Origin of the sequence: Undibacterium sp. Ji22W (genome assembly GCF_049340305.1) — a bacterium.
GTDB lineage: Bacteria > Pseudomonadota > Gammaproteobacteria > Burkholderiales > Burkholderiaceae_D > Undibacterium.
The window spans coordinates 1,555,817-1,571,563 of sequence record NZ_JBMPOU010000001.1; the positions used below are offsets into that span (position 1 = coordinate 1,555,817).

The window sequence follows — 15,747 nt, forward strand, 5'->3', positions numbered from 1 at the left end:
TTAGAAACAATTTGTAAAATATTTCCATGCGGAATTGATTAAACCTACAATAACGTGAAGACTTCAGATCATTCAAAGGCGAGTCTGCGTTAAATGCCACTAGCATGGTTTGTCACCATGCAATGGCATTAACTATACCTTGTAGTCGGCTCAGATTATTTGCACTCAAAAACCCAATTGCTCTCCCCCCGCATTTAGTAAGGATCGCATCATGATTGCTCTCCACAAATTTCATCTTCATCATTATTTTTGCGTATTCTTTGTAGCACTACTGACCGCATGTAGCGGGCAAAACGATACGGCTAAATCAATCAGCCCGGCGCCGCTACAGTATCAAGCTCCACCTGTCATTAATACCACCAGCGCTAATTTTAACGGTCCGCGCTCAAACTATACTGTCACGATTAGTCCTACCGAAATCAATGTGATCGATAACGTGGGTAGTGATGGCAACAATCATTTAGCGACCAGCATACAGTTACTCAAATTCAGCGACATCTCCATTAATCTCAGTATCACGAGCAAATCAAGCGCAATATCCAGCGCTGACCTCACATCACTAATTGAACTCTATATCGCCTATTTCAATCGGGTTCCAGATGCCGAGGGACTTGCCTATTGGATAGATCAATTCAAAGCAGGTATGACACTTGATCAGATTGGTGAATCGTTCTACGCTGCCGCAATTTTGTATTCGACACAAACTGGCTATTCCGCGACGATGAGCAATGCCGACTTTGTCAAAATTATTTATAAAAATGTGCTCGGACGCCCAACTCCGGATCAAGAAGGATTAACGTATTGGAGTCAGCGCCTCGATAGTGGTGCAGCCACACGTGGTACCTTAGTTCGCACTATGCTCACTTCAGCACACACGTTCAAAGGTGATGCAACTTATGGGTGGGTGGCACAATTACTCGATAACAAAAATGTCGTTGGCAAAGATTTCGCCGTGAACCAAGGAATCAGTTACATCAACCCCATCGATTCCATCACGAAAGGCATGTCAATTGCGGCTGCTGTTACAGCAAGCGACACCACGGTCGCCAAAGGTCTCATTGATGCCTTAATTGGACTCACCGTTAGCAACCCCACCCAACCTAGTCCGGCGCAGACCGCACGATTCCTTCAGCAAAGCACATTCGGCCCAAATAGCAGCGACATTACGACGGTCGGCAATGTGGGATTTAAGAGTTGGATCGATGCGCAATTTAGTATCGGACAAACTCTGCATCGCAACTATATGGATACCGCCGCCGCGACTTTACCAAAAGGACTCAGTGATCTGAATCAAAATCACTTCTTCGAATCCTTTTGGCAGCAAACCGTTAAAGGCGAGGATCAGCTACGTCAGCGTGTTGGTTTTGCTTTATCACAAATTATGGTAACTTCGTTTCAAGATAGTGGCGTCGCCAATTATCCTCGCGGCGTGGCGAGTTATTACGATACGCTCAATACCCATGCATTTACCAACTTCCGCCAACTATTAGAAGCAGTCAGCCTGCATCCTATGATGGGCATTTATTTGACTTCTTTGAAGAACCAAAAGGAATCTGGTACGCGTGTTCCCGACGAAAATTATGCACGTGAAGTCATGCAGTTATTCACTATCGGTCTGTACAAGTTAAATCCAGATGGAAGCTATGTCATAGAAAATGGTAAGCCAGTAGAAACTTACAATAATGCTGACATCACTGGCCTTGCTAAGGTATTCACTGGCTGGAGCTGGGCGGGTCCAGACAAAACTAGCACCCGCTTTTATGGTGGCACCCCAGACCCCAATCGAGATTGGTTAGCCATGCAGGCTTATCCCACCTTCCACTCCAGTAGTATCAAGTCTTTTTTGGGAGTCACTATCCCTGCGCAATCACCCGCAAATCCAGAGGCAAGTATGAAGATTGCGCTCGATACCTTATTTAATCATCCGAACGTGGGGCCCTTCATTGGCAAACAATTGATACAACGTCTAGTGACCAGCAATCCTAGTCCGCAATATGTGGCGCGTGTAACGGCAGCGTTCAATAACAATGGGCAAGGTGAGCGCGGTGATATGAAAGCGGTAATCCGGGCGATTTTACTCGATGTCGAAGCGCGCAATGATCCATCACTAAGCAATGCAGGAATCGGAAAACTGAAAGAGCCAGTTCTACGCTTGGCTAACTGGTTACGCGCGTTTAGTGCCAAATCAACTTCAGGCTTCTATCGGATTACCAACCTTGACGATCCATTGACCGGACTCGCACAAACGCCGATGCGCTCGCCTTCTGTTTTCAATTTCTATCGTCCGGGTTATGTGCCACCAAATTCAGGCATCGCCGATGCACAATTAGTATCACCAGAAATGCAAATCACCGCCGAAACGTCTGTGGTTGGCTATTTGAACTTCATGCGCGATATCATCGCGAATGGCACTGGTAGCAGTCGCGACGTCAAAGCTGATTATTCTGTCTTCACACCATTAGCAACAACACCCGATCAGTTGGTCGATAAGGTTAACCTCCTGTTGATGGCAAATCAGATGAGCAGCAATCTGCGTTCCCAGATTATTGCGGCGGTTAATTCCATTACGATTCCCGCTAGCCCACAGACCGCAATTGATACAGCGAAACTCAATCGGGTCTACATGAGCGTATATCTAACGATGGCATCCCCAGAATACTTGGTACAGAAATAAGGAGAATACCATGCAACACTTCAATGCCTCGCGTCGGGAGTTTCTGCGTTTATCCTCCTTACTCAGTTCTGCTGGTGCACTCGGTGTAGCGGCCCCATTTGCCTTGAATTTAGCGACCATGGGTTCGGCCGCCGCACAAGGTAACGTGAACGACTATAAGGCCTTAATTTGCCTATTCATGTATGGTGCCAATGATCATGCGAACACGGTTTTAGCCACGGATAGCACTTCGTGGACACAATACACCAATGTCAGAACCACCAATGAGGCAGGCTCAATTGCCCTGCCTGCGGTGGGAAGTAGCGGTGGGGTTTTACCGATAATTCCGAACACCAATCAGGTAGGTCGCACTTTCGCATTGCATCCATCTATGACTGAACTCAAAGGCATTTTTGATGCTGGACGTGCCGCGATTGTTGCTAACCTCGGCCCCTTAATGGTCCCGACGACCTTAGAGCAATACAAAGCTGCAAGCGTGCCGTTGCCGCCCAAATTATTTTCACACAACGATCAGCAATCTTTGTGGCAAGCCTATGCACCTGAGGGGGCAGCTTACGGCTGGGGTGGACGTATGGGAGATTTACTCGCAGCGAACAATAGTAATCCTATCTTTACCGCAATTTCAGCATCCGGCAACGCGGTTTTTCTTTCAGGCCGATCAATCCGACAATATCAAGTAGGTAATTCAGGTGCAGTTGCTATTGCGGGTTTAAGCGGTAGCTTATATGGCTCGACCACGGCCGGAGCTACTTTGCGCAATATCATCAGTGCTGACACAGCAAATTATTTTCAGAAAGAACATGCCGCAGTAACAAATCGTTCGATCAGCGCACAAAGCATGCTGGCTCCGGCGATGGCAGTGGCTGGCGCCGGTGGCATTGCCAATCCAAGTCAATATACAAATCCAAATACCGGCTTATTGGCAAATAATGCGCTGGCAATTCAATTACAGACCGTGGCACGTATTATCGCCGGGCGCAATACACTTGGCGCGAAGCGTCAGGTATTTTTCGTCAGTATGGGTGGCTTCGATACGCATGATGCGCAACGCACCTTGCAAGCCGATTTACTAGCAAAAATTTCCCATGCAATTGCCTACTTCGATACGACGATGGCCAATGTAATGGGTAGCGATTTACGCCAACAAGTCACCTTGTTCACGGCATCTGACTTTGGTCGCACCTTCACCAGCAATGGTGATGGCACAGATCACGGTTGGGGCTCACATCACTTTGTCGTAGGCGGTGCGGTAAAAGGGAAAAATATTTACGGCGATTTCCCAGTGACAGGCCTTAAGCACTCGCAGGACGTGGGGTCTGGAAGTTTGTTACCACAATTCTCGGTCGATCAATATGGGGCAACCTTGGCCAATTGGTTTGGCTTAAGTACGACACAAATTAATGATGTCTTCCCCAATATTATCAACTTCAACAATCGCAATTTGGGCTTCCTCTAAGTTCATCCAAGGAAAACCCATGTCCACATAAAAAAAGCAGAATTCTGTGACCAGAATTCTGCTTTTTTATTCCCTACCGATAACGATACCGGCCTCAAAAGCTCTATGCGACGTGGTCGAAGATCTCAAGCCTTAGGTAAAGTCACCCCGACCTGTCCTTGATATTTACCGCCACGATCTTTATATGAAGTTTCGCAGATTTCATCACTCTCAAAGAACAAAACTTGCGCGCAACCTTCACCAGCGTAAATTTTTGCTGGCAAGGGAGTGGTGTTAGAGAATTCTAAGGTCACATAGCCTTCCCACTCAGGTTCAAATGGCGTGACATTGACGATGATGCCGCAGCGCGCATACGTCGATTTTCCCAAGCAAATCGTGAGGACACTACGTGGAATCCGGAAATATTCTATTGTTCGAGCCAATGCAAAAGAATTAGGCGGGATAATGCAAACGTCCCCCTTAAAATCAACGAAAGACTTTTCGTCAAAATTCTTAGGATCAACGATCGTACTATTGATATTCGTAAAAATCTTAAATTCGTCGGCACAACGAATATCGTAACCATAAGACGAAGTACCATAGCTGACGATTTTTTGACCATTTTCATGACGCACCTGCCCCGGTGCAAACGGCTCTATCATGCCATGTTGTTCGGCCATCCGACGTATCCACTTGTCTGACTTAATACTCATTGTTGTTCCTATTCTTGTAGACTATTCCGATAAGCGTGAATTTTACGTCAAAAGTCATGTAAAAGCTGCCTTTCAGTCGCGAAATTCAGCCTAATTTCACCAGCATTCTTGATTTCAAGCACCACAACTGTATGAATCAATCGCTACATTTTCTGCTGAGAGTCGCTGCTTGGCAAATTCGATTTGATTCTCCTTCACTCGCGGAACGCGATTCTTCACGGCTGTCATCTCCGCCAAGATTGAAATCGCGATCTCAGCAGGCGTTTTACTGCCGATGTATAAACCAATTGGACCATGCAATTTCTCAACTTGTTCGCGACTGACATCAAATTCCAACAAGCGCTCTTTTCGCTTCGCATTATTGGCACGCGAACCAATCGCGCCCACGTAAAACGCCCGCGACTTCAGAGCCTCCATCAATGCCAAATCATCTAGCTTAGGATCATGCGTCAACGCCACTACCGCGCTACGCTCATCGAGTTGCATAGCCAGCACCACATCATCCGGCATCTCACGCACAAGCTGCACGCCTTCGACTTGCCAGCCCTCAAGATATTCTTCCCTCGGATCACAGACCGTGACTTGATAATCCATCCCAACCGCGATAGTCGCCAAAAATCGCGACAGTTGACCAGCACCAATAATCAATAAGCGCCAACGCGGCCCATGTATGGTACGCAACCGATCCTCGTTTATCTGCAAGCCTTCGTTTGCCGCTGCCGTGCTCAAACTGACGGAGCCATCTGACAAATTCAAATCTCGCGCAATTAATTCGTGCTGGGACAAACGCGCAAGCATTGCACCGATCTTACTCTGATGGCTCAAAGGCTCTATCGCTAATTGTATAGTTCCGCCACAAGGCAAGCCAAAACGATGAGCCTCATCCGCACTGATACCATACGTCACAATATCAGGTCGCTGACGCTGGCATCCTTCAGCTTGTACGCGAGCGATCAAATCGTCTTCAATGCAACCACCAGAAACTGACCCAACCACCTGTCCACTTTCTGTAATCGCCAACATCGCCCCTTCGGGCCTAGGACTAGAGCCCCAAGTTTTCACCACCGTCACGAGTTCACAACGCTTGCCCTCTTGCAGCCATTGCTCACACGTCTTAAGCACTTCTAAATCAATGCTATCCATGCTGATGATTTTCCTAAAAAAGAATCAGGCTATTTCAGTAAAACGTTGAACCATTTTTCCACCAACTTCTATCATTTCAAAAAAAACTGAGGCTGGCCGTATCCATAAACTTCCATCAGGTGCCCGATACACAATCGCAGGTTTCAGGTCTGCTTCTTGCGTGGCTTCGCAGACCAATTCATAGATACCGCCTTTGTAATGGCGATAGCGAACTACCTTATTAGCTTTATTTTTCGAAGCTCCTGCAATTTTAAACGCACCAACACTCGTGTTGCTGCCAGCCTTATCGGCCATCACATGATCACGCAAGAATGCTGGCACTTTCGCTGCACTCAATTTAGTAATCTGTCCAAACAAAGCTGGATAAACCATCTCAAATTGGTGTTTTTGCTGCAGGTGAGACGCGATATGTAGCAATAAGTTCGCAGCGACCTCGGCATCCGCTTCCGCTCTATGCGCCTTACCCTTAAATCGCAAACCCAAATCAGCAGCGAGCGGCCCTAGTGAATAGCTAGACATGCCGGGCAAAACCCGTCGCGCTAGTTTTACCGAGCATATCGTGCCACGATGGCGGGCTTTTAAACCTAAACGCTGGGCTTCGGCGATTAGGAATTTCTCATCAAAGCTCGCATTGTGGGCAGCCAGGTAATCGCCACCGATAAAGTCCAATAATGCTGGCATTACTTCTGTGACAGACGGCGCTTGATTCACCATCGCCTGCGTGATGCCGGTCAACTGCGTTATGAAAGACGGAATTCTGACATTGCAATTAATCAAGGACACGTAACGTTCAACGATCTCACCACCTTGTATGCGCAAGGCTGCGACTTCGGTAATACGATCACCATGATCTGGACTAATCCCAGTCGTCTCAAAGTCAATCATCACTATTGGTTCTGCTAGCATAACTCTCTCATCTTTGTCTGTCCGCTTGGTCGGGGAACTTCTGTCGTCTTATGTCACTCAATAACCATAGTTCATAGAAAACTTTAACGGACGCATTCACTCAAAACGTCACAAATTTGCTATTGTAAGCTGTCATCGTGCTACAGCCGACACGACATTACTTCTATTTTGTTTCACCATGCCTAAATCAACACAGTTCCAACTCTTTAGGGATCTTAAAACCCTGTTTTCCTTAGACAAAATTCTCGCTAAAAATGATTTACTGCGAGACTTTGTTTATCGTCGCTTGTGGACTTCGATTCTAATTAGTTCATTTGGTGCGCAAATTACCTTACTGGCTTTGCCGTTAACGGCAGCTGTATTACTGCACGCAACACCGACACAAATGGGCTTACTCACTTTTATGGAGATTTTTCCCTATGTACTACTATCGCTACCATCTGGTGTCTGGTTAGACAGGGTTCAAAAACTACCTGTCTACATCGCCGGTGAGGTCGCTATTTCACTGTCCGTCGCTAGCGTACCCATCGCTTGGTGGCTAGGTTTCCTCAACATGCCTTGGCTCTATTTCGTTGGTTTTGTGATTGGCGCAGTGAATACGACTGCAGGGACAGCAGCGCAAATTGTATTAACACAAATCGTCCCGCGCGAACGTCTGATTGAAGCCCATGCAAAAAATGCACTCGCTACTTCTGGTTCTGAAGTGGCAGGCCCTGCTTCGGCTGGTGCACTCATCAAATTATTAGGCGCACCGCTCGCCCTATTTGCCGATGCGATACTCTTACTGACATCTGCAACGATATTACGAAAGATTCACATCCAAGAAATTCGGGTCGTCGCCTCTGACGCAAATTTTTGGCGCGATTTAAAGGCTGGCCTGAAATTCGTTGCACACAATCGTGTTCTGGTCGCGTTGGCGATAACGGTCGGTATTTGGCAAATGGCCTATAACGCAGCATTAGTTGTACAAATTTTGTTCGCGACTCGCACGCTAGGTTTATCAGAACATGCGGTTGGTCTTAGTTACGTTTGCATGGGCGTAGGCACTGTAATCGCCAGTATCTTTGGAAACCGAATCAGCAAACGCCTTGGGCCGGGCTTATGCATGATTCTCGGGGTTTTACTTTGCGCAACAGGTTGGGGAATATTAGCCGTCGCCCCCGCCAATGCATTTGGCGTAGTCGCATTTGGCATTATGCTCATACTGTATGCGGTCGGTGGCGTGTTTATCTTTATTAACTTTCTGGCATTGCGCCAAGCAGTCACACCCGAACCTTTACTGGGCAGAATTACGAGTACGATGCGCTGGCTAACATTATTACCAGCAGGTCCGGGGGCATTGATTGGCGGCTGGCTAGGTGAACACTATGGCCTACGGCAAGCACTCGGCTTCTCGTGTATAGCAGCACTGCTATTGGCTATATTTGCCTGGCGCAGTAAAACTATACGAGGTATCACAACGCTGCCGCAGCTATAAGCTGATATAAGTAGCTCCAAGCAATCTAAGCTGCTGTCAATCTCATGCGACAGTTCTCATCAATTAGGTTTGCAAAATTTACACTTGACGAATAAAACGCGGGATAATGCAGCCCGCCTATGTGCTTTCCAATTATTCACTCAGCACAGATTAATAAAACTAAAGACGATTTTGAGAGAACCTTATGTCGCAGCCGAAAGAATCGGGCGTTTTCCAGCCTTACATCCCAGCCTCTGCCAATTTGCCGGAATTCACTTTACGTGCGTTGATCATGGGCACGGTTCTAGGCATGATATTCGGTGCGTCTTCGCTCTACTTGGTCTTAAAAGTTGGCCTGACTGTGAGCGCCTCGATTCCGGTTGCGGTCATCGCGATTACCCTTTTTCGCATGATGCACAAAATGGGGGCCAACGATTCCACAATTTTAGAAAACAGCATCACACAGACCGCCGGCTCAGCGGGTGAATCTTTGGCCTTTGGTTTGGGCGTCACCATGCCAGCAATTCTTATTTTAGGATTCGACCTAGAAATCTATCGAGTCATGTTGGTGGCGATTTTAGGTGGCTTACTCGGTATTTTGCTGATGATCCCTATGCGCCGCACGATGATCGTCGAAAAACATCATGAGCTGAAATATCCAGAAGGCACAGCTTGCGCGGAAGTGCTAAAGGCAGCGGCGACTGATTCGTCACGTCAGGCGGCTGGTGAATCGAGTGATCCGAACGCGCAATCAGATGCAAACCGACGCGCCAAAATCATCTTTGGTGGTTTTTTTATTGGTCTCATCTATAAAGTAGGTAATATTGCGCTCAAAGGTTGGAAAGATACAGTCGAATTTGTTTTCCCAGCACCACTCAAAGGTGGTTCTATCGGCACAGAAATTTCACCCGAATTATTGGGCGTGGGTTACATCATTGGCCCAAAAATCGCCTCTATCATGGCGGCAGGTGGCGTCCTGTCGTATATGTTGTTAATTCCCCTGATTAAATTTTTTGGTGATGGCTTACTTAAACCGCTGGCACCAGCAACTAAATTAATCAGCGAAATGAGTCCACACGAAATACGTGGTGCCTATATTTTATATATTGGTGCAGGTGCGGTTGCCACTGGTGGCTTAATTAGCCTTGCACGTGCTATGCCTCTTATCTGGCGCAGTCTTGCCGCTGGCTTATCTGGGTTTGGTGGTAACAAGATAGCATTGACTGATACAGATAAAAAGACAATTCCACGTACCGAGCAAAGCATACACATGAAATGGGTGGTCATTGGTGCGCTCGCGATTATCGCAGTGATTACAGTCGCCACGCCCCTGCACATGAATCTCTTAGGTGCGCTGTTAATTTTGGTGTTCGGCTTTTTATTCGCGACCGTTTCCTCACAATTAACCGGACAAATTGGCCAATCTTCCAATCCGATCTCGGGCATGACTGTTGCCACCCTTTTATTTACTTGCTTGATTTTCTTATTGATGGGCTGGATCGGTGGCCAGTATTACGTGACCGCCCTATCTGTCGGAGCAATAGTTTGCATTGCATCGAGTGTCGCCGGATGTACTTCACAGGATTTGAAAACCGGCTATCTGGTCGGATCAACACCGCGTTACCAACAGTATGCAATTCTCATCGGCGCATTTTGCTCCGCCTTAATTCTAGGTCCGATTTTGCTCAAATTGAATGACGCCAGCACAGTGTATGTACCCATTGCAGAAATTGCACCCGGCTTGCAAACTGATGTAAGTAAGCTGAAAGAAGTCGCACAGTTGCAAGGACCACAAGCGGCACAAGACACTGGAACTTACAAAGTCTGGCATAAGACAGACAATGTTCAGTCACCGGCTGGCAAATATTTAGTTAATGCAAATGGCCAAGTCATGTATCTGGTTGATCCTGGCATTAACGGTACGCATACTAAGCGACCTGATGGGTCTGAAGTAAAAAAATATGATGCGCCAAAAGCAGTACTTATTTCTTACATTATCAAAGGTATCCTTGATGGCGAACTACCATGGGCCTTGGTCTTATTTGGGGTAATCATTGCTTTGACTTTAGAAATGTCTGGTATTCCCTCACTCGCATTTGCTGTCGGGGTATATTTACCATTGGCATCGTCAGCGCCACTGTTTATCGGCGGCATGATACGTTGGCTGGTTGATCTGCGTAATAGTAAATTAGAGAAGAATAAGCATTTAAGTGAAGATGAGCAACAAGCTGCAGGTGATCGTAGTGAAGGTGTTCTGCTTTCTTCCGGTTATATAGCTGGCGGTGCTTTAGCGGGTATCGTCATTGCATTTAGCGCAGGTATTATGACCGATTTCGACAAGAAAATTGGCGACTGGGCGCTGGCAAACAATCCTTTCTTCGAAGGTATGAAGGCAGATGCACTTTCTTTGATCCCGTTCGGTTTGATTGCGATCATGCTATATCTCGTTGGTCGTGAAAAAATAAAGCCAGCGAAACCGAGCGACAAAAAAGCAAGTAACTAAACTAAAAACCAAGCCCAAAATGAGCCAATCTCAAAACAAAAAAAGAGCGACAATATTATGAGCGATACAACTATCTATGATTGCAAACAACAAACCGTTGATATTGGCGACATCGTTCGCATAACCACCTTAAGCAAAGAATTTATTCAGAGTTTTCCGGAAGATGAGAGAATTTTAATTGAATCGATGATGGGCAACTTCTTCAAAATTATTGCGATCGACGAAGAAGGACAGGCCTGCGTGATGCGTGAATGGCATGATGAGCGTGGCCAATTGCAAACCCACGTGATTGCGCTGGATGCAGAAGAAATGGAAAAAATTTAACGTAAAGGTCTCCGTATCGATAGCACGAGTAGTATGCTCGACTACGGCTATCGCTACAGATTTGTTTGCAGCTGTCAGTACTAAATTGGATTTTGAATTGGAATGACCTAGGTTTGAAGTGGGTGGAGAACAAAGGCTGCCCTCCTCACCTACAAGCAGCTATTTTCGATAAATTTCAGGACGTGATTTATTCCGAGTTTCATACACAATCTTCGCATCTTTCATAGCACGATCTAAGGTACGCATTTCTTCATGTTCATCATGCGGGCTAAAATATTCAGCTGCCTGCGCACGCATCACATATTTGATGGCAGCTTCATCGTTGAGCTTGTACATTTCCGTCAAAAGTGTCGTTACTTCGTCCAAGTATTCTTCATAAGTCATGAACTTTTCCATTGCCATATTCCTTTTAACGCTATGTAAGTGAGAGAGGGCTGCATCTTACTCTGATTTAAAGTAAATCTAAGCTCTCCCAATAAAAAAATGCTGACCGCAGCAATGTACTGTGTCAGCATGTTTTTTTCTGAAATATCAAATTGGAAGTGATTTTCTCAGCCGGGTTTATGGTTGCCTTAATGCGCAATCACTTCACGTATTGTTGCGGCGAGTTCTTCCGCAACAAATTTAGCGACATAAGCGTCTGCGCCAACACTACGAACGTGATCCTCATTAGTCGTCCCTGATAATGAAGAGTGAATAATGACAGGCAAACCCTTAAACCGATCATCTTGCTTAATATTACGCGTTAGAGTAAATCCATCCATTTCGGGCATTTCCAAATCCGTCAACACCAATGCCACTTTATCGCGTAAAACTTTACCTTCTGCCAGCGCGTTGGCGTTTAATGCCTGCAACTTATCCCATGCTTCTTTTCCAGTTTTACACATCATATATGGCGCGCCAATTGCGTCGAGAGCCTGCCCAATCAAAGCACGTGCAATAGCAGAATCATCAGCCGCCAGTATCATTGCACCCGGTTTGATTTTTAGTTTTGCGCCTATCGTTTCTGAATCAACATCTTTATTTCCACTCGGCGCAATTTGACGCAAAATTTGCTCGACGTCTAATACCTGCGCCAAACGCGTATCCTCGGCATCACCATCAAGTCGAGCGATACTTGTCACCATCCCGCCAGCTGCACTAGATTCTGCCGACAGCACTTGACTCCAATCTAAGCGAACGATTTCTTCAACCGACTCAACAGCAAATCCTTGAGTGGATCGGGCGAACTCGGTCACTAACATAATATTTAAACCTGTGACTGGCGTACGGCCCACAACTGAGGGTAAATCAATGACCGGAATAATTTGTCCACGCAAATTTACCACTCCCAAGTTGTGTGGCAAAGCGCCTGCTACCGCAGTAATTTCGGGCATCGCAACGATCTCACGCACTTTAAATACATTGATTCCAAATAATTCTGAGCGTTGATTGACGGCATCATTCCCTAATCTGAACAACAGCAGTTCAAACTTATTTGAACTGATCAAGTTGGTACGTTCATCAACCTCATGTTGTACAGTACTCATGTTTATCACCTTTTTTATTTATCTTGCTAAACGTCAATCTAAAGTTACATGCTCTTCTTATTATGCTACTTTTTTCCCAAGAAACACTAATTTCCTAGTTGAAATATTTGATTTTTTTTAGGAAGCAACAAAATTTATTTCCGACGATCTAAGGCACCACGAAAAATCAGGTTTATCCCTTAATCAAGCAGTTATCATTTAATAACTTTATAACAGGGAATATAAGCTTTTCCTGGCAACTTCATTCGAGTCTGCTGCACAAAAGAATCCAACAAAACATCCATCGCGTGCATGATGTCAGGATCTCCACAAATTTCAAAATGGCCAAATTGTTCAATTGCGCGGATACCTTGGTCTTTTACATTGCCGGCGACTACACCAGAAAATGCACGGCGCAAATTCGCCGCTAACAAATGTGCTGGTTGATTTTTATGAAGCGCTAAGCCACGCATATTTTCATGCGTAGGTGCAAATGGATGTTGAAATTCTCGATCGATTTTCAACAACCAATTGTAGTAATAGGCGTCACCATGCTGTTTACGATAAGAACGCACCGTCTTAATACCTGCTTGTACTTCACGCGCTACGGCAACTGGATCGTCAATAATAATTTGATACTTACTTTGAGCTTCTGCTCCCAGCGTCGCACCGATAAATTGATCTATTTGCTGAAAATATTCAGCAGCTGAAGCTGGTCCAGTGAATATCACAGGAAATGGCAACCCTGCATTATCTGGGTGCAACAAAATCCCAAGTAAATAAAGAATTTCTTCCGCTGTGCCGGCACCACCCGGAAACACGACAATTGCATGCGCCATGCGCACAAAAGCTTCTAAGCGTTTTTCGATATCCGGCAAAATAACTAAATCATTGACGATGGGGTTCGGCGCCTCGGCAGCGATAATTCCTGGTTCTGAAACGCCAAGATATCGCCCATTCTCTATACGCTGTTTAGCGTGGCCAATCGTCGCCCCCTTCATCGGCCCCTTCATCGCGCCAGGCCCACAACCAGTACAGATATCCATCGCGCGTAGGCCAAGATGATAACCAACAAGTTTGGTGTAATCGTACTCATGACCGGAAATCGAATGTCCGCCCCAGCATACAACCAGATTGGGACTAATTTGCGGCTGTAACAAATTGGCGTTGCGAAGAATATGAAACACTGCATCTGTCACGCCCTCAGTCGTCTCCAGATCAATGTGCGCATTTCTTAAAATCTCACCATCAATAAATAATATGTCACGAAGCACCGCAAATAAATGTTCTTGAATACCCTTAATCATCACTCCGTCGACGAATGCGCTCGCAGGTGCCGCTTTTACGTCTAACTTAATGCCCCGTTCACGTTGAACAATACTAATATCAAAACTTTTGTAACGTTCCAATAATTCTTTGCCATCATCAAGGCCGCTACCGCAATTGAGAACCGCCAGTGCACAACTGCGGAACAATTGGTAAAGGCCGCCATGGCTGGTATCCCATAAACGTGCCACTTCCGCTTTTGACAAAACCTCCAAGTGTCCGTCGGGGGCTATTTGTGTGTTCATTACTTCGAAATCCATAAACTCATTTCCTCACTATTGTTTTTCGTATATTCGGACATTGAGTATCCCCGTAATTCTTAAAACTTTCAAGTCAGCAACAATAAAAGTGTTGCATAAAAAAAGCCGACACACGGTCGGCTTTCTAAAAATTCAGCAGTGTAATCAACGCAAGTCAAACACGGCCATCGACTCGACATGTGACGTATGTGGAAACATATTCACAACTCCCGCCTTTGTCATCGTATATCCGGCCTCATTCACTAACATACCTGCGTCTCTGGCGAGTGTCGAAGGACTGCATGACACATAGACGATACGTTTTGGCCGAAGTTCCGGCGCTAACTTACCAAGGTCAATCAGCGCCTGACAAACAGCCATAGCACCATCGCGAGGAGGATCGATTAAGAAACGATCAAATTTACCTAAAGCAACAAAATCCTCTGCTTTTGCTTCAAACAAATTGCGTGTCGTAAATGAGGTTTTCGCTGCTAGACCGTTCGCCTTTGCATTATCCAATGCACGTTCCGTCAAGGCAGCACTTCCTTCGATACCAACCACCTCGCGTGCTTGTGTTGCGATAGGTAAAGTAAAATTTCCTAAACCACAAAACAGATCCAAAATTCTTTCATCTTTTTGGACTGCGAGCAAACCTAAAGCGCGAGCTACCAAAACCCGATTGATATGATGATTTACCTGTGTAAAATCGGTCGGTTTGAAAGGCATCTTGACGCCAAACTCTGGCAACAAATAATGCAAATCTGAATGTGCTGGATAGTACGGCTCAGCACTATCTGGGCCAGCAGTCTGCAACCACCATTGAACCTGATGATGATCAGCAAATGCTTTCAATTTTTCTGCATCGCCATCACCCAATGGCTGCATTATACGCAATACCATCGCGGTGACATTCTCACCGATAGCTAACTCAATTTGCGGCAAAGCCTCAATGATAGTAAGTGATGTAATCAAATCACGTAAAGGCATCAACATATTAGAAATATGCGGAGGCAAAATTTCGCACGTTTCCATATTCGCGACATAACGGGATTTTTTTTCATGAAATCCCACCAAAACGATGCCCTTTTTATGTACATTACGCACCGATAAACGTGCACGATAACGATATCCCCAGGTGGGCCCGTAAATCGGACGCATAACCATCTCTGGCTTCACTTTACCAATATGTGCTAAATTATCTTCCAACACACGTTGCTTCATAGCGACTTGCGCATTCGGTTCTAGATGTTGCATAGAGCAACCTCCGCAGACACCATAGTGCGGGCATTTTGGCGTAATCCTCTGAGAAGACTCCTTCACGATCGGTCCGAGCGTGGCGGCTTCCCAGCTTGGCTTTTTACGATAACTATTGAAGCCAACTACCTCGCCGGGCAGAGCACCTTCAACAAATACGACTTTCCCTTGACTTCCATCTTCATTGAGGAGATGACCGACACCGCGCGCGTCCATATCTAAGGAACGAATATTAATTGTATTCATGATAAACAAATGAGGGCGCT

The 15,747-nt window shown here is 45.9% G+C and carries 12 protein-coding genes; 5 read left to right on the forward strand and 7 right to left on the reverse strand.

Annotation, left to right across the window (positions count from 1 at the left end; translation table 11 throughout):
• Nucleotides 1–211: 211 nt before the first annotated feature.
• Nucleotides 212–2,674, forward strand: a complete 2,463-nt coding sequence (locus ACO0KW_RS06640; protein WP_423051814.1) for a DUF1800 family protein — start codon at nt 212–214, stop codon at nt 2,672–2,674.
• A 10-nt stretch (nt 2,675–2,684) separates the two neighbouring features.
• Nucleotides 2,685–4,130, forward strand: coding sequence for a DUF1501 domain-containing protein (locus tag ACO0KW_RS06645; RefSeq protein WP_423051816.1), 1,446 nt, complete (start codon nt 2,685–2,687; stop codon nt 4,128–4,130).
• Between the two features lie 125 nt (nt 4,131–4,255).
• On the opposite strand, the gene dcd is transcribed toward ACO0KW_RS06645, so the two are convergent.
• The 3 genes from dcd to ACO0KW_RS06660 all read right to left on the reverse strand — a co-directional run bounded on the left by dcd (nt 4,256) and on the right by ACO0KW_RS06660 (nt 6,871).
• Entirely contained in the window at nt 4,256–4,822 is a 567-nt protein-coding gene (gene dcd / locus ACO0KW_RS06650; protein WP_423051818.1) for a dCTP deaminase, read from the reverse strand.
• Between the two features lie 114 nt (nt 4,823–4,936).
• On the reverse strand, nt 4,937–5,965 hold the full coding sequence (locus tag ACO0KW_RS06655) for an XdhC family protein (protein WP_423051820.1): 1,029 nt from the start codon (nt 5,963–5,965) through the stop codon (nt 4,937–4,939).
• 24 nt (nt 5,966–5,989) lie between these two features.
• On the reverse strand, nt 5,990–6,871 hold the full coding sequence (locus ACO0KW_RS06660) for a DUF1653 domain-containing protein (RefSeq protein WP_423051822.1): 882 nt from the start codon (nt 6,869–6,871) through the stop codon (nt 5,990–5,992).
• 178 nt (nt 6,872–7,049) lie between these two features.
• On the opposite strand from ACO0KW_RS06660, the gene ACO0KW_RS06665 reads away from it, so the two are divergent.
• The 3 genes from ACO0KW_RS06665 (at nt 7,050) to ACO0KW_RS06675 (ending at nt 11,154) form a co-directional block, all read left to right on the forward strand.
• Nucleotides 7,050–8,348, forward strand: a complete 1,299-nt coding sequence (locus tag ACO0KW_RS06665; RefSeq protein ID WP_423051824.1) for an MFS transporter — start codon at nt 7,050–7,052, stop codon at nt 8,346–8,348.
• A 184-nt stretch (nt 8,349–8,532) separates the two neighbouring features.
• On the forward strand, nt 8,533–10,830 hold the full coding sequence (locus ACO0KW_RS06670; RefSeq protein ID WP_423051826.1) for an OPT family oligopeptide transporter: 2,298 nt from the start codon (nt 8,533–8,535) through the stop codon (nt 10,828–10,830).
• A 57-nt stretch (nt 10,831–10,887) separates the two neighbouring features.
• Nucleotides 10,888–11,154: a hypothetical protein gene (locus ACO0KW_RS06675; protein ID WP_423051828.1), complete on the forward strand. Its 267-nt coding sequence runs from the start codon at nt 10,888–10,890 to the stop codon at nt 11,152–11,154.
• 159 nt (nt 11,155–11,313) lie between these two features.
• On the opposite strand, the gene ACO0KW_RS06680 is transcribed toward ACO0KW_RS06675, so the two are convergent.
• The 4 genes from ACO0KW_RS06680 to rlmD form a co-directional block, all read right to left on the reverse strand.
• Nucleotides 11,314–11,550: a hypothetical protein gene (locus tag ACO0KW_RS06680; protein ID WP_423051830.1), complete on the reverse strand. Its 237-nt coding sequence runs from the start codon at nt 11,548–11,550 to the stop codon at nt 11,314–11,316.
• Between the two features lie 176 nt (nt 11,551–11,726).
• The gene (locus ACO0KW_RS06685; protein WP_423051832.1) at nt 11,727–12,683 is read right to left on the reverse strand and encodes a chemotaxis protein; all 957 of its coding nucleotides are present in this window, start codon (nt 12,681–12,683) and stop codon (nt 11,727–11,729) included.
• Nucleotides 12,684–12,877: 194 nt separating this feature from the next.
• On the reverse strand, nt 12,878–14,248 hold the full coding sequence (gene ppnN, locus ACO0KW_RS06690) for a nucleotide 5'-monophosphate nucleosidase PpnN (RefSeq protein WP_423051834.1): 1,371 nt from the start codon (nt 14,246–14,248) through the stop codon (nt 12,878–12,880).
• A 144-nt stretch (nt 14,249–14,392) separates the two neighbouring features.
• A complete protein-coding gene (gene rlmD, locus ACO0KW_RS06695; RefSeq protein ID WP_423051836.1) occupies nt 14,393–15,727 on the reverse strand; it encodes a 23S rRNA (uracil(1939)-C(5))-methyltransferase RlmD in 1,335 nt (444 codons plus the stop codon).
• Nucleotides 15,728–15,747: the final 20 nt, after the last annotated feature.

Excerpts from the sequence above, each read along its gene's own strand:
- ACO0KW_RS06640 (WP_423051814.1), top strand. The coding sequence starts at position 212 with ATGATTGCTCTCCACAAATTTCATCTTCATCATTATTTTTGCGTATTC.
- ACO0KW_RS06645 (WP_423051816.1), top strand. The coding sequence starts at position 2,685 with ATGCAACACTTCAATGCCTCGCGTCGGGAGTTTCTGCGTTTATCCTCC.
- dcd (WP_423051818.1), bottom strand. The coding sequence starts at position 4,822 with ATGAGTATTAAGTCAGACAAGTGGATACGTCGGATGGCCGAACAACAT.
- ACO0KW_RS06655 (WP_423051820.1), bottom strand. The coding sequence starts at position 5,965 with ATGGATAGCATTGATTTAGAAGTGCTTAAGACGTGTGAGCAATGGCTG.
- ACO0KW_RS06660 (WP_423051822.1), bottom strand. The coding sequence starts at position 6,871 with ATGCTAGCAGAACCAATAGTGATGATTGACTTTGAGACGACTGGGATT.
- ACO0KW_RS06665 (WP_423051824.1), top strand. The coding sequence starts at position 7,050 with ATGCCTAAATCAACACAGTTCCAACTCTTTAGGGATCTTAAAACCCTG.
- ACO0KW_RS06670 (WP_423051826.1), top strand. The coding sequence starts at position 8,533 with ATGTCGCAGCCGAAAGAATCGGGCGTTTTCCAGCCTTACATCCCAGCC.
- ACO0KW_RS06675 (WP_423051828.1), top strand. The coding sequence starts at position 10,888 with ATGAGCGATACAACTATCTATGATTGCAAACAACAAACCGTTGATATT.
- ACO0KW_RS06680 (WP_423051830.1), bottom strand. The coding sequence starts at position 11,550 with ATGGAAAAGTTCATGACTTATGAAGAATACTTGGACGAAGTAACGACA.
- ACO0KW_RS06685 (WP_423051832.1), bottom strand. The coding sequence starts at position 12,683 with ATGAGTACTGTACAACATGAGGTTGATGAACGTACCAACTTGATCAGT.
- ppnN (WP_423051834.1), bottom strand. The coding sequence starts at position 14,248 with ATGGATTTCGAAGTAATGAACACACAAATAGCCCCCGACGGACACTTG.
- rlmD (WP_423051836.1), bottom strand. The coding sequence starts at position 15,727 with ATGAATACAATTAATATTCGTTCCTTAGATATGGACGCGCGCGGTGTC.